Origin of the sequence: Streptomyces sp. NPDC051320 (assembly GCF_040682175.1) — a bacterium.
In the GTDB taxonomy this organism is placed as follows: domain Bacteria; phylum Actinomycetota; class Actinomycetes; order Streptomycetales; family Streptomycetaceae; genus Streptomyces.
The window spans coordinates 43,531-65,434 of sequence record NZ_JBFBAL010000006.1 but is presented as its reverse complement, the minus strand read 5'-3'; the positions used below and the strand labels follow the sequence as shown (position 1 = coordinate 65,434).

General features: G+C 69.2%; 15 protein-coding genes, 1 tRNA gene and 1 pseudogene. 7 read left to right on the top strand and 10 right to left on the bottom strand.

All coding sequences use genetic code 11. The features are described from left to right. Window positions 1-7 precede the first annotated feature (7 nt). Window positions 8-1,651, top strand: a complete 1,644-nt coding sequence (locus AB0M87_RS15125; RefSeq protein ID WP_365852810.1) for a glycoside hydrolase family 13 protein — start codon at window positions 8-10, stop codon at window positions 1,649-1,651. On the opposite strand, the gene AB0M87_RS15120 is transcribed toward AB0M87_RS15125, so the two are convergent. Then, window positions 1,627-2,466, bottom strand: a complete 840-nt coding sequence (locus AB0M87_RS15120) for an endonuclease/exonuclease/phosphatase family protein (RefSeq protein ID WP_365852808.1) — start codon at window positions 2,464-2,466, stop codon at window positions 1,627-1,629. The two genes, AB0M87_RS15125 and AB0M87_RS15120, sit on opposite strands and share 25 nt — an antisense overlap. Window positions 2,467-2,490: 24 nt before the next feature. Continuing rightward, window positions 2,491-3,312 (bottom strand): SigB/SigF/SigG family RNA polymerase sigma factor, encoded by an 822-nt coding sequence (locus AB0M87_RS15115; protein WP_365852806.1) that lies wholly within the window; start codon window positions 3,310-3,312, stop codon window positions 2,491-2,493. 337 nt (window positions 3,313-3,649) lie between these two features. On the opposite strand from AB0M87_RS15115, the gene selA reads away from it, so the two are divergent. Together selA and AB0M87_RS15105 are read left to right on the top strand one after the other, a co-directional pair. Then, entirely contained in the window at window positions 3,650-4,999 is a 1,350-nt protein-coding gene (selA, locus tag AB0M87_RS15110) for an L-seryl-tRNA(Sec) selenium transferase (RefSeq protein WP_365852804.1), read from the top strand. After that, window positions 4,990-6,678: pseudogene (locus AB0M87_RS15105) on the top strand (GTP-binding protein); the annotation flags it as partial. The gene selA and the pseudogene AB0M87_RS15105, both read left to right, overlap by 10 nt. 92 nt (window positions 6,679-6,770) lie before the next feature. Here AB0M87_RS15105 and AB0M87_RS15100 read toward each other — a convergent pair. The 3 genes from AB0M87_RS15100 to AB0M87_RS15090 all read right to left on the bottom strand — a co-directional run bounded on the left by AB0M87_RS15100 (window position 6,771) and on the right by AB0M87_RS15090 (window position 11,154). Next, window positions 6,771-6,863, bottom strand: a tRNA-Sec gene (locus AB0M87_RS15100). A gap of 113 nt (window positions 6,864-6,976) precedes the next feature. Further along, window positions 6,977-10,237, bottom strand: coding sequence for a formate dehydrogenase (fdh, locus tag AB0M87_RS15095; RefSeq protein WP_365852802.1), 3,261 nt, complete (start codon window positions 10,235-10,237; stop codon window positions 6,977-6,979). A gap of 80 nt (window positions 10,238-10,317) precedes the next feature. Further along, the gene (locus AB0M87_RS15090) at window positions 10,318-11,154 is read right to left on the bottom strand and encodes a hemerythrin domain-containing protein (protein WP_365852800.1); all 837 of its coding nucleotides are present in this window, start codon (window positions 11,152-11,154) and stop codon (window positions 10,318-10,320) included. A 348-nt stretch (window positions 11,155-11,502) separates the two neighbouring features. On the opposite strand from AB0M87_RS15090, the gene AB0M87_RS15085 reads away from it, so the two are divergent. From AB0M87_RS15085 to AB0M87_RS15070, 4 genes are read left to right on the top strand one after another with little or no spacing between them, the layout of a single operon-like run. After that, window positions 11,503-12,159, top strand: a complete 657-nt coding sequence (locus tag AB0M87_RS15085; protein WP_365852798.1) for a cytochrome c oxidase subunit II — start codon at window positions 11,503-11,505, stop codon at window positions 12,157-12,159. After that, window positions 12,156-13,856: a cbb3-type cytochrome c oxidase subunit I gene (locus AB0M87_RS15080; protein WP_365852796.1), complete on the top strand. Its 1,701-nt coding sequence runs from the start codon at window positions 12,156-12,158 to the stop codon at window positions 13,854-13,856. Before AB0M87_RS15085 ends, AB0M87_RS15080 begins: the two co-directional genes overlap by 4 nt. After that, window positions 13,853-14,230: a hypothetical protein gene (locus AB0M87_RS15075; protein WP_365852794.1), complete on the top strand. Its 378-nt coding sequence runs from the start codon at window positions 13,853-13,855 to the stop codon at window positions 14,228-14,230. Before AB0M87_RS15080 ends, AB0M87_RS15075 begins: the two co-directional genes overlap by 4 nt. Then, window positions 14,220-14,720 carry a hypothetical protein gene (locus AB0M87_RS15070; protein ID WP_365852792.1) on the top strand — a complete coding sequence of 167 codons (501 nt, stop codon included), beginning with the start codon at window positions 14,220-14,222 and terminating at the stop codon, window positions 14,718-14,720. Before AB0M87_RS15075 ends, AB0M87_RS15070 begins: the two co-directional genes overlap by 11 nt. Window positions 14,721-14,849: 129 nt before the next feature. Here AB0M87_RS15070 and AB0M87_RS15065 read toward each other — a convergent pair whose 3' ends face one another. The 5 genes from AB0M87_RS15065 to AB0M87_RS15045 all read right to left on the bottom strand — a co-directional run bounded on the left by AB0M87_RS15065 (window position 14,850) and on the right by AB0M87_RS15045 (window position 21,826). Beyond that, on the bottom strand, window positions 14,850-15,428 hold the full coding sequence (locus AB0M87_RS15065) for a hemerythrin domain-containing protein (RefSeq protein ID WP_365852790.1): 579 nt from the start codon (window positions 15,426-15,428) through the stop codon (window positions 14,850-14,852). 104 nt (window positions 15,429-15,532) lie between these two features. Further along, window positions 15,533-16,576 (bottom strand): NrfD/PsrC family molybdoenzyme membrane anchor subunit, encoded by a 1,044-nt coding sequence (gene nrfD, locus AB0M87_RS15060; RefSeq protein ID WP_365852788.1) that lies wholly within the window; start codon window positions 16,574-16,576, stop codon window positions 15,533-15,535. After that, window positions 16,573-17,619 carry a 4Fe-4S dicluster domain-containing protein gene (locus tag AB0M87_RS15055; RefSeq protein WP_365852786.1) on the bottom strand — a complete coding sequence of 349 codons (1,047 nt, stop codon included), beginning with the start codon at window positions 17,617-17,619 and terminating at the stop codon, window positions 16,573-16,575. The genes nrfD and AB0M87_RS15055 overlap by 4 nt, the downstream gene beginning before the upstream one ends. Before the next feature lie 36 nt (window positions 17,620-17,655). Beyond that, window positions 17,656-19,293 carry a ubiquinol-cytochrome c reductase cytochrome b subunit gene (locus AB0M87_RS15050; protein ID WP_365852784.1) on the bottom strand — a complete coding sequence of 546 codons (1,638 nt, stop codon included), beginning with the start codon at window positions 19,291-19,293 and terminating at the stop codon, window positions 17,656-17,658. Between the two features lie 253 nt (window positions 19,294-19,546). Then, complete coding sequence (locus tag AB0M87_RS15045; RefSeq protein ID WP_365852782.1) at window positions 19,547-21,826, bottom strand: catalase; 2,280 nt, start codon at window positions 21,824-21,826, stop codon at window positions 19,547-19,549. Between the last annotated feature and the right edge of the window lie 78 nt (window positions 21,827-21,904).

Below are 21,904 nucleotides of genomic sequence, written 5' to 3'. Positions count from 1 at the left end.
AGCCCGCATGTCCGAGAGCCACGCCTGGTGGCGCAGGGCCGTCATCTACCAGATCTACGTCCGCAGTTTCGCCGACGCCGACGGCGACGGCCTCGGGGACCTGCCCGGCATCACGGCCCACCTGGACCACGTCGCCGCGCTCGGCGCGGACGCCGTATGGATCACGCCCTTCTATCCGTCGCCGATGGTCGACGGTGGTTACGACGTCGCCGACTACCGCGACGTGGACCCCCGCTTCGGCACCTTGGCAGACGCCGACTCGCTGCTCGCCCACGCCCACGAACTGGGCCTGCGCGTCATCGTCGACATCGTCCCCAACCACACCTCCGACCAGCACACATGGTTCCAGCAGGCCCTGATGGAACCCGGCGGACCCGCCCGTGCGCGGTACGTCTTCCGGGACGGCCGCGACGGAGGTGCGACCCCGCCCACCGACTGGCTGTCCGTCTTCGGTGGCCCGGCCTGGCAGCGGGTGCCCGACGGGCAGTGGTACCTGCACCTGTTCGCACCCGAACAACCCGACCTCGACTGGTCGCACCCCGAGGTCGTCGAGGAATTCCACCGTGTGCTGCGCTTCTGGCTGGATCGCGGAGTCGACGGCTTCCGCTTCGACGTGGCCCACGGCATGGCGAAGGACCTGGCCGAACCCCTGCGTGATCTCGGCCCCGGTCAGGTCCACCACAAGATCGTGGGGGACGGCTGGGAGGGCGACCACCCCTTCTGGGACCGCGAGAGCGTGCATGACATCCTGCGGGGCTTCCGGCAGGTCACCGACGCATACCGGCCACCGCGTGTGACGGTCGCCGAGTCCTGGGCCGCCCTGGACCGCCGGGCTCTCTACACCCGCCCGGACGAACTCCACCAGGCATTCAACTTCGACTTCCTCGGAGCGGGCTGGGAGGCGACAGCGCTGCGCGCGACCATCGACCGGTCCATCGCCCTCGCGGAAACCTCCGGATCCGCGCCCACCTGGGTCCTGTCCAACCACGACGTCATCCGCCATGCGTCCCGCCTGTGCCTGCCCGAGGGCACCGACCACGAGCGATGGCTGGTCTCCGGTGGGCAGCCCGCGCTCGACCCCGCCGCGGTCCAGCGCCGCGCGCGGGCGGCCGCTCTGCTCCTCCTCGCACTCCCCGGCGCCGCCTACCTCTACCAGGGCGAGGAACTCGGCCTGCCCGAGGTCGCCGACCTGCCGGTCGACGTCCTCCAGGACCCGGTGCACCGGCGTTCCGGAGGTGCCCGCAAGGGCCGGGACGGTTGCCGGGTGCCGCTGCCCTGGTCCCGCACCGGGCCGTCGTACGGGTTCGGTACGGGCCGCGGCTGGCTGCCGCAACCCGATTTCTTCGGGACGCTGTCCGTCGAAGCCCAGTCGGAGGACCCGGACAGCACACTGAGCCTGTACCGGGCAGCTCTCCGCGTCCGTCGCACCCAACCGCAGAGCGCTCACCTCAGCTGGAACCCTTCGGCGCCGGAAGGCGTGCTGGACTTCACGGTCGGGGCTCTGCGCTGCGTCGTCAACGCCGGCCACGAGCCGGCCCTGCTGCCCGCTTCGCCACCGCCGCTTCTGACGAGTACGCGCATGCCCGACGCTCCCTCGCTCCTGCCCCCGGACACAGCCGCCTGGCTTCAGGCCCAGCTGCCGGGCAGGTGATCGGGAAGAGTCAGATCGGCCACCAGGCCGTAGTGATCGCTGACCTGCGTTCCTGCCGTCGGAGTCACCAGGATCCGCCGGCAGTCGGCGATGTGCAGCGTCGGCCCGTAGCGGTCGCATCGCACCATGATTCCATCGATCCGGCGCCCCGCTTCTTCAGGCATGTCCCCTTGTCGGACCAACGGGTTCCGCGGACTGAAGGTGTGGCCCGGGTCGTCGGGATGCAGGCCCGCCCAGGCGTCCTGGTAGCACACGCTGATGCCCTCCAGCGACTGCAGTCCCCGCCAGAAACGCATGCTCGACGCCTCCGGAGCCGCGTCGAAGTCGCCCATCAGAACGACGTGCGGCACAGGCCTCTCGGCCAGGGCCCCCTCCACCAACCGGGTGGTGGCGACGGCCTGCAGTTCGCGTTCCCGCTCGTAACCGAAGGGCCAGCTCGGCTTGTGGTGCACGAGCAAGGCGCCGTGCAGCGGCCCGGGGAGCGGCAGTTCGGCGACGACCGCTCCGCACCACGGAGTCCGGGCGGTGCGTTCGGTCACCCGAAGGCCGGTGCTGCGGATCCCCCCGAAGGGCCGACGGGCCGCCAGCACCGCCCCGACGTCGTCGGCGGACCAGTGTGGATGCGGTGCGACGTGCCAGCCGGCCTCGTGGAGGTCGGTCACCTCCCGGCGGCTGACCTCCTGCAGAGCCATCACGTCCGGGCTCAGCTCGGTCAGTGTCCGGCGCAGCGCGGCTCGTCGCCGGCGGCCGTCGGCGTAGCGCAGCTCCAGCACGTTCATGGTCAGGACCCGCAGGCGTCCGTCCGCGTCCGTCATTCCATCAGCCTGCCCCGTGCAGCCTCACACCTTCAGCCTGGCCTTCTCACCATGTGTGCGGGTCGGGAGCTCCCGCGTGGCCTGTTCCCGGATACGGCTGCAGGAAGTGCTGATGAGGCGCGAGACGTGCATCTGCGACAGGCCGAGCTCCTTCGCGATCTGGCTCTGCGTCATGTCGTGGAAGAAGCGGAGGTAGAGGATCCGCCGTTCGCGCTGGGACAGATGGCGCAGCAAGGGCTTGACGGCTTCCCGGTCGAGGACGATGTCGAGAGCGGTGTCCGGCGCGCCGACGGTCTCGCTGAGAGCGAAGCCCCCGTCGGGGCCGGCGAGCTCGGCGTCCAGGGAGAGGGCTTTGAAGCTGCCGAGTGCTTCGAGCCCGGCCTTCACGTTCTCCTGGCTCAGCCCGGTCTCTTCGGCGAGCTGAGCGACGGTGGGCTCGCTGCTGCCGGCGGCCTGCAGATTCCGCCGGGCGATGCGCACGGTGTTGCGCAGTTCCTGGACTCGGCGCGGTACATGAAGGGTCCACATGTAGTCGCGAAAGTGCCGCTTGACCTCACCCGTGATGGTGGGGATGGCGTAACTCTCGAAGGCCCCGCGCTCGACGTCGTAACCATCGATAGCTTTGACCAGGCCCAGGGCCGCAACCTGGCACAGATCCTCCAGCGACTCACCACGGCTGCGGAAGCGGCGGGCGATCCGTTCGGCCATGGGCAGCCACACCCTGACCAATTCCTCCCGCACCGCCCGGCGTTCGGGTCCTTCCGGCAACGCCGCCAGTCGGGTGAACACGTCCAGGGTATCGGGGGCGTCCTCGTACGAACGCCGGTCCCTGGTCAGAGTGTGCATGTGATCCGCTCCTCGCGCACGCAGCCGAACCAGTCACCGCGGGACCGGCGCCTACGGGCCGGCCTGTTGCAGGAAGCTGCACGCCCGGAGCCGTCACACCGTTCCCAACGGACGTGCCTCCGGTCCGAAGCACGAAAATCGCCTGCCCCACCATTCACTGGTCAAACACGTCCGCACGCAACCTCAACCGGGCCGTACGCGCCAGGTTCGCCCGGGTGGCGGCAGTAGGCGCCGGTTGGAGGGGAATCCGCTCGCGGGAAGGTGTCCGGTGCCACGACGGGTATCCGCAGAGCAGCGGTCGACATGACGAGCAGAGACGAGAGGAGCGGTCGAGGCGATGAGCGGCGACAGCGTGCGGGCACCGGCCCGGATGCCCACCGATATACGGCGTCAGGTGACGCGAACGGACACCGTGCTGACGGATCCCCGACTCGTGGAGGCACTGCGCCGGCTGGGTCCCGGCGTGGTGAAACCGCTGGTCAAGTCGGCTCAGCAGCGAGCCAGAGAGGGGGAGATCGACGCAGCGGCCGTCGCTGACGCGGCAGTGGCCGCGCTGCCCCGGACCGCGGGCGGGCTGACACCGGTGATCAACGCCACGGGGGTGCTGCTGCACACCAACCTCGGGCGCGCCTCGTTGTCGGCGGCGGCGCGGGAAGCGGTGGCCGACGCCTGCGGACCGACCGACGTGGAACTCGACCTGCGGACCGGTACGCGCGACCGCCGTGGCCGCTCGGTGCTGAAGGCACTTCGGGAGCGGGTGCCGCTCGCCGGGGCCGCACACATCGTCAACAACGGTGCGGCGGCACTGGTTCTCGCCGCGACCGCGCTCGCAGCCGGCCGGGAGATCATCGTCAGCCGGGGCGAGATGGTGGAGATCGGCGACGGATTCCGTCTCCCCGAGCTGCTTGCCTCGACAGGTGCACGACTCCGCGAGGTCGGCACGACCAACAGAACGACACCTGACGACTATGCGGAAGCCGTCGGAGCCGATACCGGCTTTTTGCTGAAGGTCCACCCGTCGAACTTCCGCATCACCGGATTCACCCGTAGCGTGCCCGTCTCCGACCTGTCCCGCCTCGGCGTCCCGGTCGTCGCCGACATCGGCTCCGGCCTGCTCGCCGCGGACCCGCTGCTGCCCGAGGAACCCGACGCGGGCAGCTGGCTGGCGGCCGGCGCCGCCCTCGTCACCGCCAGCGGCGACAAGCTCCTCGGCGGCCCGCAGTGCGGCCTGGTGCTGGGACAGGAGGACCTGGTCCGGCGGATGGCCCGGCACCCGCTGGCCCGGGCGCTACGGGTGGACAAGATGACCCTGGCCGCACTCGAGGCGAGCGTACGGGGACCGGAGACCCCCACTCACGCTGCGCTGCACGCCGATCCGGCGGCGCTGTGTGTCCGGGCCGAGTCGATGGCCGCCGGACTGCGCGAGGAAGGCATCGATGCCCGGGCCGTCCGCAGCGAGGCCACCGTCGGCGGCGGGGGAGCCCCTGGGGTGGCCCTGCCGAGCGCCGCCGTATCGCTGCCGGAGCGCTATGCCGCGGAGCTCCGCACCGGGTCGCAGCCGGTGATGGGCCGGATCGAGGGCGGACGCTGCCTGCTCGACCTGCGTGCGGTCCCCGGCGACCAGGACCCGGACGTGGCCCGCGCGATCCGCACCGTCGCCGCGCGGGGTGATGCCACATGCACGTGATCTGCACCGCCGGGCACGTCGACCACGGGAAGTCAGCTCTGGTCCGGGCGCTGACCGGCATGGAGCCCGACCGGTGGGAGGAGGAGCGCCGGCGCGGCCTGACCATCGACCTGGGGTTCGTGTGGACTCCGCGGGCAGCCGGCACCGAGCAGACGGTCTTCGTCGACGTGCCCGGCCACGAAAGGCTGGTCGGCAACATGCTCGCCGGGGTGGGGCCGGCGCCGGCTGTCCTCTTCGTCGTCGCGGCCGATCAGGGATGGCAGCCGCAGTCGGAGGAACACCTGGCCATTCTGAACGCCCTCGGAGTGCGGCACGGGCTCCTCGCGGTGACCCGCAGCGACCTCGCGGACCCGGAACCCGTACGGTCCGACGCGCTGCAGCGGATGGCGGCGAGCTCCCTCGGCGAGGTCGAGTCGGTCGCGGTCAGCGCGCTCACCGGCGCCGGCCTGGCGGAGCTGCGGGCGGCTCTCGCACGGCTCACCGAAGCGCTGCCCGTTCCGGACGCCGACGCCGATGTACGCCTGTGGGTGGACCGGTCGTTCACGGTGCGCGGCCGTGGAACGGTGGTCACCGGAACGCTCGGCGGCGGGGCGATCCGGGTGGGCGATCACCTGGTCCCCGCGGACGGCGCGGAGCCGCTGCGGGTACGGGGTCTGCAATCGCTGAACGAGGACCACGACGAGATGAGCGCCGTCGCACGGGTCGCGGTCAATGTGCACGGCCCGCGCGCCGGCCGGATCCGGCGTGGCGACGCCCTGCTGGCGCCGGGGCGGTGGCTCGCCGCCGACCTGATCGACGTACGCCTGCACGGTGCGGCCGCGGCGGAACTGCCCCGGAAGCTGACGCTGCACGTCGGCTCAGCGGCGGTGCCGGTCACCGTCCGGCCGCTGGACGAGGACACCGCCAGACTGCAACTGCCGCGGAAGCTTCCGCTGCGGATCGGTGATGCGGCGCTGCTGCGGGACCCGGGGCAGCACGGCATCCCGGCCGGCGTCACGGTACTGGACGTCCGACCACCTCGGCTGACCCGGCGAGGCGCGGCTGCCGCCCGTGCCGGGCAACTCGCCGGCATGACCGGGGACCCCGATGGAGCCGCCGAGCTCGAACGGCGCGGACTGGTCCGGCGGGAGGAGCTGGTGGCCATGGGCGTGCGGCCGGGAGCGGACCCGGTGGCCGGTAACTGGCTGGCCGACGCGGTCCGGTGGGAGGAACTCGGGCTGCGGCTGGCAGCCGCGGTCGAGGAGCACGCCGCCGCACATCCGATGGATCCCGGGTTGCCCGCCGAAGCCGCCCGGCGGCTTCTCGGTCTGCCCGACCGGAGCCTGGTCGACGCACTGGTCGGCGCGGCAGGAGCGGCAGGCCTGCGGCAGCGCGGCGGCAGGATCTACGGGCGTGCGGCCCGGCCGGAGCTGCCCGCCGAGGTCCGAGCCGCGGTGGAAACGGTCCGGAGCGAGCTGGCGGCGGCTCCGTTCCGTGCACCGGAGGCACACCGGATGGCTGAGCTCGCCCTGTCCCCCTCCGTGGTGGCCGCGGCGGTGGCCGCGGGCGCGTTGCTGAAGATCACCGATGGCATCGTGCTCCTGCCCGGCGCGGATGTCCGGGCGGTCGAGATCCTGGCCGCGCTCGACCAGCCGTTCACCATGAGCGAGGCCCGCCGGGCGCTGGACACCACCCGCCGAGTGGCCGTACCGCTCTTGGAGCACCTGGACCGGACCGGGCGCACCGAACGTGTGGACGGGACACTTCGGCGTTGCCGTACCGATGCGAGGAGCGGAGGCGGACGGGAATCGAACCCGCCTGCCCGAGATGCTCGGACACCTCGGTTTTGAAGACCGGGAGGGCCACCAGGCACCCACACGCCTCCCCGCGAGCGACTGCACGCCCGACTGCCCGGCCAGCCTACTCCGGGGAGGCGCACCCGTTGCACAACACCCCGGCTGCGCACGGCTGGTGTCGCCGCGGTCGGCCGCGGATGCCTCAGGGTTCCGTCCCGGTGTGCTCGTCGATCCCCGCCCGGTCCCGGTAGGCGCGGACGAACGCCACGGCTGCCGGACCGCGCGGACGCCTGCCCGGGCGGATGTCACAGGTGAGGACTTTGCTTTCCTGGATGTGTGTGTTGGGGTCCAGCGCCAGGTGGCTGAGCTCGTTGGCGGCATCCCCGACGGTGTAGCCGTTCGGACCCCAGTGATAGGGCAGCCCGACCTGGTGGAGGGTGCGGCCGCGTACCACCAGCGGCGCCATCCGATCGGTGACCAGCACCCGGCCCTCGATCACCCCCCGGGCACTGACGATGGTGGCCCAGTCCATATGCGTCAGGCCCCTCTCGGCAGCCAGTTCCGGCGACACCTCACAGAAGAACTCGGGCTGCAGCTCCGCCAGATACGGCTGCCACCGGGACATACCTCCGGCCGTGTGGTGCTCGGTGAGGCGGTACGTGGTCAGCACGTACGGGAAGACGTCCGCACCCGGACCGGCCCCGCTGGGGTGATACCGGTTGTCGGGATGGGGCGAGGGCAGATGCCGGACGGGGTTGCGCTGCTGGGAGTACAGCGGGTTCTGGAAGGGGGACTCCTGGGGCTCGTAGTGGGCGGGCAGCGGGCCGTCGGTGAGACCCGACGGCACATGGAGCCACGCCTTGCCGTCCGCCTGCATGATGAAGGCGTCCGTACCCGACAGCGCCTCGGCGCCCGTGGCGTCCTTCGGCGGCTGGTGATAGGGCGACTTCTCGGCCGCGAAGTCGGGAATGTCGTGCCCGGTCCACTGTGCTTCGTCCGCATTCCACCACACCAGCGCCTTGCCTTCGCTCCACGGTTTGCCGTCCGGGTCCGCCGACGCCCGGTTGTACAGGATGCGGCGGTTGGCGGGCCAGGCCCAGCCCCACTCGTTCGCCACCCAGTTCTGCTCCTTGCCCGGCTTGCGACGGGCTGCCTGGTTGACGCCGTCCGCGTAGACCCCGCAGTAGATCCAGCAACCGCAGGCCGTGGAACCGTCGGGGTTGAGCTGCTCGTACGAGGCGAGCGGATGTCCTTCGGCGTCATAGCCGTTGATCTCCGCGAGGACCGCCTCGGCCTCGGGTTCGGCCCGCTCGCCCTTGGTCGGATAGTCCCAGGTGAGATCCAGCACAGGCCGGTCCATCTCGTCGGCGGAACCGGCGAGTTTCTCTCTGAGGATGCGACCCAGGTGGTACATGAACCACAGATCGCTGCGCGCGTCACCGGCGGGCTCCACCGCCTGATGGTGCCACTGCAGCATGCGCTGCGTGTTGGTGAAGCTGCCGTCCTTCTCGGTGTGGGCCGCGGCCGGCAGGAAGAACACCTCCGTGCCGATGTCCTCGGTCCGCAGTTCGCCCGTTTCGATCTCCGGACCGTCCTTCCACCAGGTGGCGGACTCGATGAGCGAGAAGTCCCGGACCACCAGCCAGTCGAGATTGGCCATGCCCAGGCGCTGCATCTTCGCGTTGGCCGAGCCCACAGCCGGGTTCTCGCCGAGCAGGAAGTAGCCCTTGCAGACGCCGTCCAACTGCGCCATGACCGTCTCGTAGGTGCTGTGCGAGCCGGTGAGCCGGGGCAGGTAGTCGAAGCAGAAGTCGTTGTCCTGGGTAGCGGCCTCTCCCCAGTAGGCCTTCAACAGGCTCACCAGGTAGGAGCGCGTCTCGCCCCAGAAACCCTTGTCGGCGCTCTCCGCCTTGACGAAGGCATCGAGATCCTGGCCCTTGTGCGCGTGCGGCATCGGAATGTAACCCGGCAGCAGGTTGAACAGCGTCGGGATGTCGGTGGACCCCTGGATCGACGCGTGTCCGCGCAGAGCCAGAATCCCCCCTCCCGGGCGCCCGATGTTGCCCAACAGGCTCTGCAGGATCGCGGCCGAACGAATGTACTGCGCCCCCACCGTGTGCTGAGTCCACCCCACGGCGTAGGCGAAGGCAGTGGTGCGCTCCCGCCCGGAGTTCTCCGTGACGAGTTCACAGACCTGGCGGAACATGTCCTGCGGCACGCCACAGATGTCCTCCACCATCTCCGGTGTGTACCGCTGGTAGTGCCGCTTGACCACCTGGAACACACACCGCGGGTGGCTCAGGCTCTCGTCGCGTTCCGGTTCGCCCTCGCCGAGCACGGCCCCGCCCGAACCGTGTGCTTCCCCGCCGCCCGACTCGGCGACCGAACTGCCGCCTCCGGTCCGCTTCTCGTACATCTGGTCGCGCTGGCCGGATGCCGCCTGCACCTCCATGCCCTGGTACTGCCACGTGCTGTTGTCGTACGTGCGGTTGTCCGCGTCCAGCCCGGAGAAGACCCCGTCGAGATCTTCGGTGTCCTGGAAGTCCTCCCGCAGAATGACCGGCGCGTTGGTGTACGCGACGACGTAGTCACGGAAGTACTTGTCGTTCTGCAGCACGTAGTTGATGATGCCGCCGAGAAACGCGATGTCGCTGCCCGCGCGCAGTGGCACGTGCACGTCGGCGAGCGCGCTGGTCCTGGTGAACCGCGGATCGACGTGGATCACCTTCGCTCCGCGCGCCTTGGCCTCCATCACCCACTGGAACCCCACCGGATGGCACTCGGCCATGTTGGAGCCCTCGATGACGATGCAGTCCGAGTTCTGCAGATCCTGCTGGAAGGTGGTCGCGCCGCCGCGGCCGAACGAGGTCCCCACACTGGGGACGGTGGCAGAGTGTCAAACCCGGGCCTGGTTCTCGATCTGTACGGCGCCGAGCGCGGTGAAGAGCTTCTTGATCAGGTAGTTTTCCTCATTGTCGAGGGTGGCACCGCCCAGACTGGCAATGCCCAGGGTGCGCCGGGTACGTACCCCGTCCGCCTCCCACTGCCAGCCCTCCCGGCGGGCCTTGATGACCCGGTCGGCGATCATGTGCATGGCCGTGTCCGGGTCCAGCCGTTCCCATTCGGTCCCGTGCGGCCTGCGGTAGAGCACACCGTGTTCCCTGGCGGAGCCGGTGGTCAGCTGCAGACTGGCTGAGCCCTTCGGGCACAACCTGCCGCGCGACACGGGGGAGTCGGGGTCCCCTTCGATCTGCGTCACCTGCTCGTCCTGCACGTAGACGTTCTGGCCGCAGCCCACCGCGCAGTACGGGCAGATCGACTTCACCACTTTGTCCGCGGTGGCGACTCGGGGAGAGAGCCGGGCACTGTGCGCGCTCTTGGCCGCCGCACCGCGACCCAGTGGGTCGTCGCCCTTCAGCTGCCGGTACACCGGCCAGGAGTCGATCCAGGTCCGCACACCCATGACATCCGCCTCTCGCAGTCGCGCAGTCTCCGTCGGCCCGTCTCGGCCGTTCCTCCGCCGGCCGTTGCCCGGCTGCTCGTCTAGGGGTCCGTCTCCGCTGTGCCCTGTCGGTCGGCCGGACGGCGACCAGCCGCGTCCCGGGCTCGGCGCAGATTCCGTCCGAGCGCGCTTCGTTCGTCAGGTGACAGCGCAGCGCGGAGCTCGGCGAACACGGAGTCCTCGAAGGCGACGTGCCGGCGCAGTCGGCTGCTCAACTGCTCGGCCAGGTCGTCGAACTCCTCGGTGTCGGGCGCGGTCCCGGCCAGTGCGGTCAGGGTCCGCGTGCCCTCCCGTTCCTGTTCCAGGGCCTGGTCGGCGAGGGCATCCCCGTCGCCGAGCACCCTCCGCACGGCCGGCCACAAGTGCTGCTGCTCCGCGGGCTCGTGGGCAGCCAGGACCGCCCCGAGCATGTCCACGATGGAGCCGCGGCGGGACATCTGCGCCGGCGACCCGCCCTTCTTCCGGCCCGGGATCGTCTGCAGCTGCTTGAGCAGGGCGGTAACCCGGTCGTGATCGCGGGTGAGCAGGTCCGTCACCTCGTCGGTCTCGTCGGTGTCCTGACTACTCCCCGGGCCGGCGTCCCGGCGCCGCGCCGCGGACTGCATCTGCGCGTCCGCGGCGGCCCGCTGCTTCAACCACTGCCGTACGGAGTCCTTGCCGGTCGGGTTCTCCGCCGCCGGGTTGACCAGGTGCTGGGTGGAGGACGAAGGCATGCCGGGGCGCCGCTGTTCCTCCGCGGTCAGGGTGTCCCCACCGTCGGCCGGAAGGCCGGTGGCGATCAGGAACGCCTGCCCGGCGGGCACGCCGAGACGCGCCGCTGCTTCGCGGTAATCGAGGCCGGTCTCCAGCAAACGGAGCACCTGCTCCTGAGTGGGCACCTCTCGCTTCGCCTCCTGCGCCGGGCCGGAAACGCTGCCGCTCCCGGAGGTCTGCCGTTACGGAAACGCTGAGTACCCGCATCCAAGCGGGCAAAACTTAGGGTTATTCCAGGAAAGGGACGTGTCGGAGCGCCATCACCGGGCACTTGGCCGTGCGGTGTGTCCCCTCGCAGCCCACCACGCACGACCGTAGGGTCCAGGTGGCTGCGCGCCGGACTTGGCGCGACCCGACAGGAGTGATCCCATGCGATTCTTGGTCCGACTACGGCGCGCCGGGTACGGGTCGCCGGCCCACCACGTCGGCGGGTCGGTGCCGGCGGGGGGCCGCCGGGAGCGCCGGGAGCACCGATGAACCGGCGGCACATCTTCGGTCAGGTCTTCGGCCTGGAGTCGGTCATCGCCGGGGTCGTCTTCCTCCTGATCCTCGGCATCGTGTTCTTCTCCGTGGCCCGCCGTCGGGCGCGTCCGGGGATCGACCCCTCGCACCGCGCGAACCGGCCGAAGCTGGAGAAGTGCTATGTAGTGGTGCTCGCGGCCATCGCCGCGTCCCTGGTGGCCTACACGGCCTGGCAGAACCACCGGGAACAGCGGGCAGCTCAACAGTCGCCGGTGCGGGTGAACGTGACGGCGTTCCAGTGGTGCTGGAAGTTCAGTTATCCGCAGGCCTCGAAACCGGTCAGTACCACGTCGAACTGCCGGGGCGGCAAGCTCCCCACGCTCGTCGTACCGACCGGGCGCACCATCCAGGTGACGGTCACCTCGCGGGACGTGATCCACTCGCTGTGGGTCCCCGCGCTGCGCTACAAGATGGACGCCTTTCCCGACCACAAGAACACCTTCACCATCACCATGGACCGGGAGGGCCGCTGGATCGGCAGGTGTGCCGAGTTCTGCGGAGAACGCCATGCCGAGATGCACTTCTGGTTCAAGGCGGTTTCCCCGGAGAAGTACAGCAAGTGGCTCGCCGCCCAGTCGGGGGCGCAGACGGCCGGGGCCGCGGCATGACCGTGGCGCCTCCCGCGGAGAACGCGGGGTCCCGGACCGTCAAGCCGGCCGGCTGGCTCGACTGGATCACCACCACCGACCACAAACGCATCGGTATCCTCACGGTCGCCACCTCGCTCGTGCTGCTGCTGCTGATGGGCATCCTGGCCCTGCTGATGCGCAGCCAACTGGCGCAGCCGGACGAACACTTCGTGGATGCCCAGACGTACAATCAGCTGTTCACCATCCACGGCTCCGGCATGATCTACCTGGTGATGACGCCGTTCGCGCTGGGGCTCGGCGTGTATCTCGTCCCCCTGCAGATCGGCGCGCCGACGATCGCCATTCCCCGAACCACACTGCTGGGCTACTGGCTGTACGTCAGTGGAGCGGTCATCATCCTGACCGGTTTCGCCACACCCACCGGTGCGCATGCGGACGGCTGGTTCTCCTACCCCCCGATGGCCGACAGTGAGCATTCCCCCGGCGTCGGCTCCGACCTGTGGATCGTCGGCGTGTTCCTCACCACGATCGGCATGATCACCATGGGCTGGGCCGTGCTGTGGACGGTGCTGCGCAAACGGGCCAAGGGGATGACCATGCTGCGGATGCCGGTCTTCTCCTGGTCGATGGTCGTCACCTGCCTGATGGTCATCGGCTCGTTCCCCTCCCTGCTCGCCGCCCTGAGCCTGCTGACAGCCGGTCGCGCCGACCCGTCGGTCTTCACGTCGAACGTGTGGAACATCGGCTATCAGCACCTGTTCTGGTTCTACGGCCACCCGGTCGTCTACGTGATGTTCTTCCCCTACCTGGCCGCGGTCATGGAGGTGCTGGCGGTCTTCTCCGGGCGGGCTCCCTTCGCCTACAAGGGGACGGTCCTGTCCCTGCTGGCGTTCGCGGCGCTGTCGATGAGCGTATGGGGACACCACATGTTCGCCACCGGACAGGCCGCCAACGACTACTACTCGCTGACCTCGATCACGCTGCTGGTCCCCGCGGGTGTCGAGTACTTCGGCATGCTCGGGACGGTGCTCGGTGGACGCCTCCGCTTCCGCACCCCGATGCTCTTCGCGCTCGCCTTCATCCCGCAGTTCCTGATCGGCGGCCTCACCGGCATCATGATCGGCACTCCGGTCATCGACTACCACGTCACCGACAGCTACTTCATCGTCGCGCACCTGCACTACGTGCTGTTCGCGGGCAGCGCCTTCGGTCTCTTCGCCGCGGTGTACTTCTGGTTCCCCAAGGTCACCGGAGTGTTGCTGAGCGAACGGCTCGGCAAGATCCACTTCTGGCTGATGGTCCTCGGCGCCAACCTCACCTTCCTGCCGATGTTCGGCCTCGGCTACGCGGGAATGCCGCGCCGGGTGTACACCTACCAGACGTTCGACGGGTTCGGCCTGCTCAACCTGCTGGCCACCTGCGGTGCGGCCGCTCTCGCCGCGGCCATGACCGTCTTCGTGGTCAACGTCTTCTGGACGCTGCGCAAGCGTGCGCTGCACCCGGAGCGGCCACTGGCCGGTGACAACCCCTGGAACGCGCACACCCTCGAATGGGCCACCACGTCACCACCGCCACGGATGAATTTCACCGCCGAGCATCCCCTGCCCCCCATCACCGGCCATGCGCCCCTCCTCGACCTCAGGGAACGTGCTGCGGCAGCGGCCGCCGAAAGAGCGGCCGTTGGCCCGGAGCCGGACCCGGGAGGCCGGTCATGAAGAGGCATCCGGCGTTTCTGGTGGTGGCCGGCTGGGGACTGCTGAACGGCATCCTCCTCGCAGTCCTGGCCATCTACGGCGAGAGCTCCCTTGTCTACTGGCTCTGGGGCGGGGTCGTCGTGCTGATCGAACTGGCCGCACTGGCGGTGCTGCTTTCGTCGTTGACCGGCCCCGAACAGCACCGGCGCTACCGCTTGCCGGCCAAGGGAGAGGCAGCAGCCCTGCCGACCGCCTTGGCGGCGGCGATCGTGGGGCTGTCGTTCATCTACGGGTTCTGGCTGATCGCCGTGGCCGCCCCGCTCCTTGCGCTGGCCCTGGTCCTGCGCGTCAGGCGGGGCCCGCTGGAGAAGGAGGAACTGCCCCGTGGTGACTGAGGCAGTCGAGATGGGCTGGGCGGCGTTCGTCATCGCCGTGCTGGTCCCCGCCGTCATCCTGATCACCCGGCCCAGCCGGTTCTGGCAACGTGTCACGCTGCCCCCGGCGGCGGCGCTGCCGCTGTTCCTGCTCCTGCACGCCGCTGTCACGCTCGGCAGTTGCAGGTACCCTCCGGGACCGCTTCTGCACCGGGCGCTGGACGCGGTGCTGATCGCGGGCAGTTTTCTCTTCTGGCTGCCGGTGCTGGGAATCCGTCACCGGCTGAGCGATCCGGGGCGCTGCATGTACCTGTTTCTCGCCGCACCGCTGCTGGATATGCCCGCGGTCGGGATGATCGCCCTGGGAGACACCTTCGGCGGGCTCACGATGATCGTGGCCATGCTGCCGATCGGCATCGCCGCCATGGTGGTGACCTGGCGCTGGGTGATCGACGAGGAGCGGATCCAGGCGGCGGCCCCCGAGCTGTCGTCGGAGAGCCCTACCGCTTGATCCGGACCGCTTCATCCGACCGGCCGGCCTCATGCGTGTGCGGGCCCGTGCACCGTACGTCCGTCCCCATGCCTGTGCGGGCCCGTGCACCGTACGTCGCAGGGCCCGCACCACACGTCCGGCCGCCGCTCAGCTGCTGCTCTTGATGGCGTCGCGCGCCCTGTCGACCATGGACGCGAAGGGGCCCACCGCCCACTGCGCCTTCGGCGAACCGGCCGCCGTGGGATGGGGGTGGGTGGGGGCGGTCCGCTCGGCCTTCCGCAGCCGCTTGCCCATGGACTGGAGTTCCTCCTCGGTCCGCCCGGCTCGTACCGCGGGAAACTCCTCCCGCTCCTCGTGCTCGGCGTGGTCGATGACCGCCTGCTCGAACTCCGCCAGTTGAGCCGCGAACTCGGGGCTGGCCAGGTCCATCTTCTCCAGTTCGGAGAGGACCTTGTTCGCTTCCTTCTCCTCTTCGTTGCGGGCCTCGGCCTCCTCCTTGCCCGCGGTGTCCTCGGCGACCGGACGGACGATCATCTCCTCGGCGGTCTCATGCACCGCGAGCAGGGTGCGCAGATGGTCGAACGCCTCCTTTTTGGCCTCGCCCTGAGAGTTCTTCACCAGGGTGAAGAGATCCCGGATATCCGCGTGCTGTTCCAGCAGGATCGCCACCACGTCGCCCTCGGGAAGACGTGCTGCCTGGTCCCGGTCGCTCTGTGCTTCACTCATGTCGTCCGCTTTCTCTTCGACGTCGGCTTTCTCTCGACGTTCTCGACGTGCTTCCCCGGACGGGTCACCTTCGGTGCCGGGTCGAAACCCCGGGGCCCGGCCGGTCACTCGGCCGAGGGCCGTCCGGTCAGCCGCGCTTCTTCTTCGTTGAGCCGCTCCCGCTGCGGAACAACGGTGTACTTGGGGTCTTCGGCCGAGGCGACCCCGGCGTGAAAGACCGCGAAGCGCAGAGCCGCCGAACCGGTGAGCAGCGCAGCCCCCGCGAGCGCCGCCGTCCGCCGGTTCCGGTGTCCGGCGCAGAGAGCCAGCAGGGCTCCGCCCGAGGTCAGAACCTCCGACGCCCGCATCAGCTGGTGTGCCTTGCCCTGGTCGAAGGTCTCGGCGGCCAGACCCATCCGCCGCTTCATCAGCTGGGTGCCGCCGAGTTCGAGCGCGGCGCCATATGCGGCCAGGCGTCGCGCGGGACCCGCATGCGCCACCGGCGAGCCCAGCAGACCCAGTCCGGCCGCGGCAGAGGCCCCGGACCCCGCGAAGACGAACGGCAGTTGCCGGTAGCCCTCGTGCCAGGCCGGAACGGCCGTGTCCGAGATCAGCACAGCCGTGTACGTGGCAACGGCGGGACCGAGCAGGGCCGCGCCGACGGTGGCCGCGGCGCCGGTGCGAGGGAGCCGGCCGGTCGCGTCGCTGAGCGCCGAGGCGGTGGCGAGCGGGGCATAGCCGGCGAGCAGCCATGACCCCATGTTCATGGGTGAGGTCGGCTTGAACACCCGCAGCATGTTGATGAAGCGTGAGGGCCGCCCGAGGTCATGGATGAGCGCTGCCAGCGACAGGCTGATGGCCGCGGCCGCGCCGGCCTTGGCCGTCCGGGCCAGTGGACGCCGCCCGGTGGCCTGAGCGCCGGCCGCGAGCAGCGAAGACGCCCCGGCCAGGCCGCCCAGGTAGAGGTAGCCGGCGATGTCGGCGGCCTTCCACGTGGGCTTGTTGAGGACCGGCTTGCCGTAGTAGGAGGAGAACTCGGCCTCGGGAACCATGGGTTGCTCGCCGCGCTTGCCGCCACGCCGCTTGCGCCCGGCGGCCTTGCCGGTGACCGCCTGCCGGCCGGGCCGCGCCCCCCGCACACCTTCGCGGGTCACCTCGGACTCGCTCACCGGGACCTCCCGGCGAAGCAGAGCGCGGCGCTGGCCGCCAGCGTCACGGCAGCCGCACCGGCATGCCACCACATCGAGGGCAGATCGCGCGTCGTGACCACCGGGTCCGGTGGCAGCCCGTACACCTCGGGCCGGTCGAGCAGCAGGAAGAAGGCACCGTCCCCGCCCACCCCGTCATCCGGACTCTCGCCGTACAAACGGGCGTCGGCGACACCGGCTTCGTGCAGTTGAGCGACGCGGGCGTCAGCACGCTCCCGCAGTTCCTCCAGCGGCCCGAACTGGATCGAGTCGGTCGGGCACGCCTTGGCGCAGGCCGGCTCCATGCCCTCGCCCAGCCGGTCGTAGCACAAGGTGCACTTCCACACCCGGCCGTCGTCCTTGCGCTGGTCGATGACCCCGTAGGGACAGGCGGGCACACAGTAACCACAGCCGTTGCAGATGTCCTCCTGGACGACCACCGTGCCGAACTCGGTCCGGAACAGGGAGCCGGTGGGGCAGACGTCCAGACAGGCGGCGTGCGTACAGTGCTTGCACACGTCGGAAGACATCAGCCAGCGCAGTTCCGTGCGTCCGTCCGCTGCGACGGGGGAGATGTCACCGGCGGCGGTACCGTCGCCCGCCACCTCCGGAGGCGGCGCCGCCGAGCCTCCCTCGGAGGCCGCGGGAGCCGTGCTGAGTTGCCGCGCGGCGTCGAAGACGTTCAGGCCACTGTGATCGACTCCTGGTTCCTGGCCGCCCAGCGGCTTGCGTTGCTCGATGAAGGCCACATGTCGCCAGGTGTCGGCGCCCAGCCCCTGAGTGTTGTCGTAGGACATGCCGGTGAGTTCCAGGCCGTCCTCCGGAATGGCATTCCACTCCTTGCACGCCACCTCGCACGCCTTGCATCCGATGCACACCGACGTGTCGGTGAAGAAACCCATCCGAGGAGGATGATCCGTGTACCCGGCCGCCCCTGCGGGGTCCGGTTGCGGCCCGGCGAGTAGACTCCGCGCGGAACGCCCGGCAAGCGGCGGGCCGTCCTCCTGAGAACTTCTGTCGGTCATGGATGCCTGCCCTGTCCCGTCATCATGGGTTCAAAATCAAGGGTTCAATTTGTTCCCTGCCGCCAGCAATATCCGCGCAGCTGCCTTCCTCACCCGGTGCCCGCTCGCTTTCCTTCCTTCATCCTTGGCCTTCTCCTGCGCCTCCGCATCCGGGGGGGTCAGGACCTCCTGGATTCGCTGCTGTTGTTGCTCCGTGGCGGGCAGTTCGACACGGTCGCGGAAGAACCAGGAGCTGAGGGCGTTGCGCACCCGGTGCTTGTGGAAGAAGCGCGAGGGCTCCGTGCCATAGGTCAATGGGCGCGGCGCGTCCCGGACGAGGAGCCGGTGCTGCTCCGCTCCCGGGAGCAGGGCGCGGCGTTCCTGGTAGCCACCGGCATCGGTCAGGTGGACGTCGCCGGTTCCGTCCCCCGCTCCGAGGCGGCGCCGGTCCCGGGCCTGCAGCCCGAGGCAGGCCCGCTTGGTGATCCAGTAGGCCAGCAACGGCAGGGCGAACAGCGCGGTGCGGAAGATGTACGTCAGCCACTCCACGGGCCATTTGAAGACGTAGGCGAGCACGTCCTGACCACCTGCCAGGAGCAGCACGGCGTAGACGCAGACACCGGCCACCCCCAGCCCGGTGCGGGTGGGCTGGTTACGCGGCCGCTGGGCGAGGTGGTACTCGCCGGTCTGCCCGGTGATCCACCGTTCGAAGAACGGATACAGATAGAGGAGAGCGAAAAGCGATACCGGCAGCACCACTCCGGGCAGGAACACGTTCCACACGATCGTATGACCGGCCACATTCGACTCGACCCCGGGCATCAGCCGCAGCGCACCCTCCAGGAAACCCACATACCAGTCGGGTTGCGCGTCGATGGAGGACTGATCCGTACGGTAGGGGCCATAGTCCCAGATCGGGTTGATCTGCATCAGCGCGGACATCGCGGTAAGAACGCCGGCGATGATGAAGAACAGGCCAATGGATTTCGCGGTGTATTGCGGGACCATCGGCTTGCCGATCACGTTGCGGTTCGTATTTCCCCGCTTGGCCCACTGAGTGTGTTTCAGATAGATCACCAGAAAGAGATGAACGGTGATCAACGCGATCAGAATTCCGGGGATCAGCAGAATGTGAGCAGCATACAGACGAGGAATGATCTCTTCGCCAGGGTATTCACCGCCCCAGATGAAGAAAGTCAGATAACTGCCGACCACGGGAATGGAGAGCACGATGCCCTCGGCCGTACGCAACCCCGTGCCGGAGAGCAGGTCGTCGGGCAGTGAGTAGCCGCAGAAGCCCTCCAGAATGGACAGCCAGAACAGCGTCACGCCGATCATCCAGTTGCCCTCACGCGGCCTGCGGAAGACGCCGGTGAAGAAGATGCGCAGCATGTGCACGCCGATGGCGGCGATGAAGACCAATGCGCCCCAGTGGTGGATCTGCCGGATGAGCAGCCCGCCGCGGATATCGAAGCTGATGTGCAGGACCGAGTTGTAGGCCTGCGACATCTCGACCCCGTGCAGCGGCCGGTACGAGCCGGCGTAAGGCAACTCGGTCATGTCCTGGTGAAAAAAGAAGGTGAGATAGACGCCGGTCACGACCAGGACCATGAAGCTGTAGAGCGCGATCTCGCCCAGCAGGAAGGACCAATGGTCGGGGAAGGCCTTGCGCAGCAGTTCCTTGCCGGCCGACATCAACGGGAACCGCCGGTCGAACACTACTGCGACGCGCTCCCCCCGCTGCGCCGGACCGCCGGCCCGGTCCTCCCTGTGCGACGCCGACACGGTGCTTTCGACCTCCTGCTGACTGTCCGTTGCGATGGGCGTACGAGTGTCCCGTCCGTATCGATTCGAAACGCACAGTCAGCCGGTCGACCGGGGGAGTGGCCCGGGAGTCCTGAGCCCGTGTCAGCTGTTGCTCCGGAACGGTGACACGGGCTCAGGGAGCTCAGACGGTGGTGGGGAACCGCTGCCAGACCCGGTGCGTGCCCAGCAACTGCGTGACCTGCTCCAGCGTGCTGTCACCGCCGCCGCCGATCACCAGACCCGGAGCGTCCACGGGGACACCCGCCGCTTCCAGGACCGCCTCGGCGCCGGCCCAGCCTCCGATGGCCTTGCCATGCCGGAACGCCTCCGTGACCAGCAGCAGAACCCGCGGGTCGGTCGCCGTGGCGGGCCGGGTCGCTCCTTCGCCGGCCCTCGCGTCCCGTGAACCGTGGGCGTCGCGGCCGGTTCCCGGTACGCCAGCCAGCAGGATGGCGTCGTACTCGACCGAGCGGGCGGTGGCGAAGGTGCGCTGGACGGTGATGGGGTCGCTGTCCGCGTCGAGCTTCCCGCCCGCCGGCGCGATGACCAGCGGCACCATACCGGCATCCAGAACGGCCTGGCGCACCGCGCGCACACCGGCCAGGTCGCCCTTCTCGTCGGCCACGATGCCGATGATGCGTCCGTCCAGCGGCCAGACCTTGCCCAGTTGCGACAGCGCAGGGCTCGGATCCACCGATGCCAGCGGCTCCGTGGCCTCGGGCGCGGGGAGCCCCAGCCCCCTCGCCACCCGCTCGCACAGCTCCGGGTCGATGTTGGCGAGCACCTTCAGTCCCCGCTCCTTGATCGCCTGCTCGTAGCACTTGCCCAGCTCGAAGGTGTAGGCGCCGATGATGTGTTCGCGCTCCACGGGCGTCATGCTGAGCCAGAACCGCCGGGGCTGGCTGAAGTGGTCATCGAATGACGCCGGGGCCTCGCGTACCTTCTTGCCCGCCGGTACCTCGAGCGGTACCTCGACGAACGCACCGTTGTCCGCGCCGGCCAGGAACGGACAGCCGGCGTCCAGTGAATTCGGGCGATAGGGCGCTGCGCCGCTGTGCACGGCCGTCTGGTGCATTCCGTCCCGCAGCATGTCGTTCACCGGGGCATGCGTGCGGTTGATGGGGATCTGCGCGAAGTTCGGACCGCCGAGCCGGCTGATCTGGGTGTCGAGGTAGGAGAAGAGCCGGCCGGACAACAGCGGGTCATCAGTGATGTCGATGCCCGGAACAAGATGGCCGGGGTGGAAAGCCACCTGCTCGGTTTCGGCGAAGAAGTTCGACGGGTTGGCGTTGAGGGTCAGCAAGCCGATCGGCTGCACCGGCGCCATTTCCTCCGGGACGATGTTGGTGGGATCCAGCAGATCAATGCCCTGGAACATCTGCTCAGGGTTGTCCGGGAAGGTCTGGATCCCCAGTTCCCACTGCGGGAAGGCACCGGACTCGATGGCGTCGGCCAGGTCCCGGCGGTGGAAGTCGGGGTCCATGCCGCTGACGATTTGCGCTTCCTCCCAGACCAGGGAGTGCACACCGAGCCTGGGCTTCCAGTGGAACTTCACCAGGGTCGTCGCGCCCTCGGCGTTGACGAGCCGGAACGTATGGATCCCGAAGCCCTCCATCATCCGGAAGGAGCGCGGAATACCTCGGTCGGACATGTTCCAGAGGGTGTGGTGTGTCGCCTCCGTGTGCAGGGTGACGAAATCCCAGAACGTGTCGTGCGCGCTCTGGGCCTGCGGAATTTCCCGGTCCGGGTGGGGTTTCGCGGCGTGGACGACATCGGGAAACTTGATCGCGTCCTGAATGAAGAAGACCGGAATGTTGTTGCCCACCAGATCGAACGTGCCCTCTTCGGTATAGAACTTCGTCGCGAACCCTCGCGTGTCCCGTACCGTGTCCGCCGAACCGCGGGAACCGAGGACGGTCGAGAAGCGCACGAAGACCGGGGTCTCGGCGTCCTTGGTGAGGAACGCCGCCTTGGTGACCTTCGCCGCGGTGCCGTAGCCCTTGAAGACGCCGTGGGCCGCCGCCCCCCGGGCGTGGACGACCCGCTCGGGAATGCGCTCATGGTCGAAGTGGGTGATCTTCTCCCGCAGATGGTGGTCCTGCAGCAGAATCGGCCCGCGCTCACCCGCCTTGAGGGAGTGATCGGAGTCGTACAGGCGGGCACCCTGAGCGGTGGTCAGATAGGGACCCGACTGAGCCATGGCCCTCTGATCGGCGCCGGTGGCCTGTCCGGTGGGGGTCACTGTATCGGGACCGCTCTGGTCCGACTTGGGCGGCAGCGGCGCCCTGGGCTCGGTCGGCTCGTCGACCGGCGGCGACTCGGGGCCCGGCTTGCCGGGAATCCCGCCGTCCGGTCCGGAGCCGCCACTCAGCGTGTCGGTGACCTTTTCCGCTGCGGCTTTCACCGGATTCTTGTCGCTCATCACTCTCTCCAACTGTGGGGGCAATATCGCAGCTGTGACCTTCGTCAATGTGGTTTAAACGGCGCCCCGCCGCGTCGG

Bases quoted from the DNA above. Each gene is read 5' to 3' on its own strand.
- AB0M87_RS15125 (WP_365852810.1), top strand. From the start codon at position 8: ATGTCCGAGAGCCACGCCTGGTGGCGCAGGGCCGTCATCTACCAGATC.
- AB0M87_RS15120 (WP_365852808.1), bottom strand. From the start codon at position 2,466: ATGACGGACGCGGACGGACGCCTGCGGGTCCTGACCATGAACGTGCTG.
- AB0M87_RS15115 (WP_365852806.1), bottom strand. From the start codon at position 3,312: ATGCACACTCTGACCAGGGACCGGCGTTCGTACGAGGACGCCCCCGAT.
- selA (WP_365852804.1), top strand. From the start codon at position 3,650: ATGAGCGGCGACAGCGTGCGGGCACCGGCCCGGATGCCCACCGATATA.
- AB0M87_RS15085 (WP_365852798.1), top strand. From the start codon at position 11,503: ATGAACCGGCGGCACATCTTCGGTCAGGTCTTCGGCCTGGAGTCGGTC.
- AB0M87_RS15080 (WP_365852796.1), top strand. From the start codon at position 12,156: ATGACCGTGGCGCCTCCCGCGGAGAACGCGGGGTCCCGGACCGTCAAG.
- AB0M87_RS15075 (WP_365852794.1), top strand. From the start codon at position 13,853: ATGAAGAGGCATCCGGCGTTTCTGGTGGTGGCCGGCTGGGGACTGCTG.
- AB0M87_RS15065 (WP_365852790.1), bottom strand. From the start codon at position 15,428: ATGAGTGAAGCACAGAGCGACCGGGACCAGGCAGCACGTCTTCCCGAG.
- AB0M87_RS15055 (WP_365852786.1), bottom strand. From the start codon at position 17,619: ATGACCGACAGAAGTTCTCAGGAGGACGGCCCGCCGCTTGCCGGGCGT.
- AB0M87_RS15050 (WP_365852784.1), bottom strand. From the start codon at position 19,293: ATGTCGGCCGGCAAGGAACTGCTGCGCAAGGCCTTCCCCGACCATTGG.
- AB0M87_RS15045 (WP_365852782.1), bottom strand. From the start codon at position 21,826: ATGAGCGACAAGAATCCGGTGAAAGCCGCAGCGGAAAAGGTCACCGAC.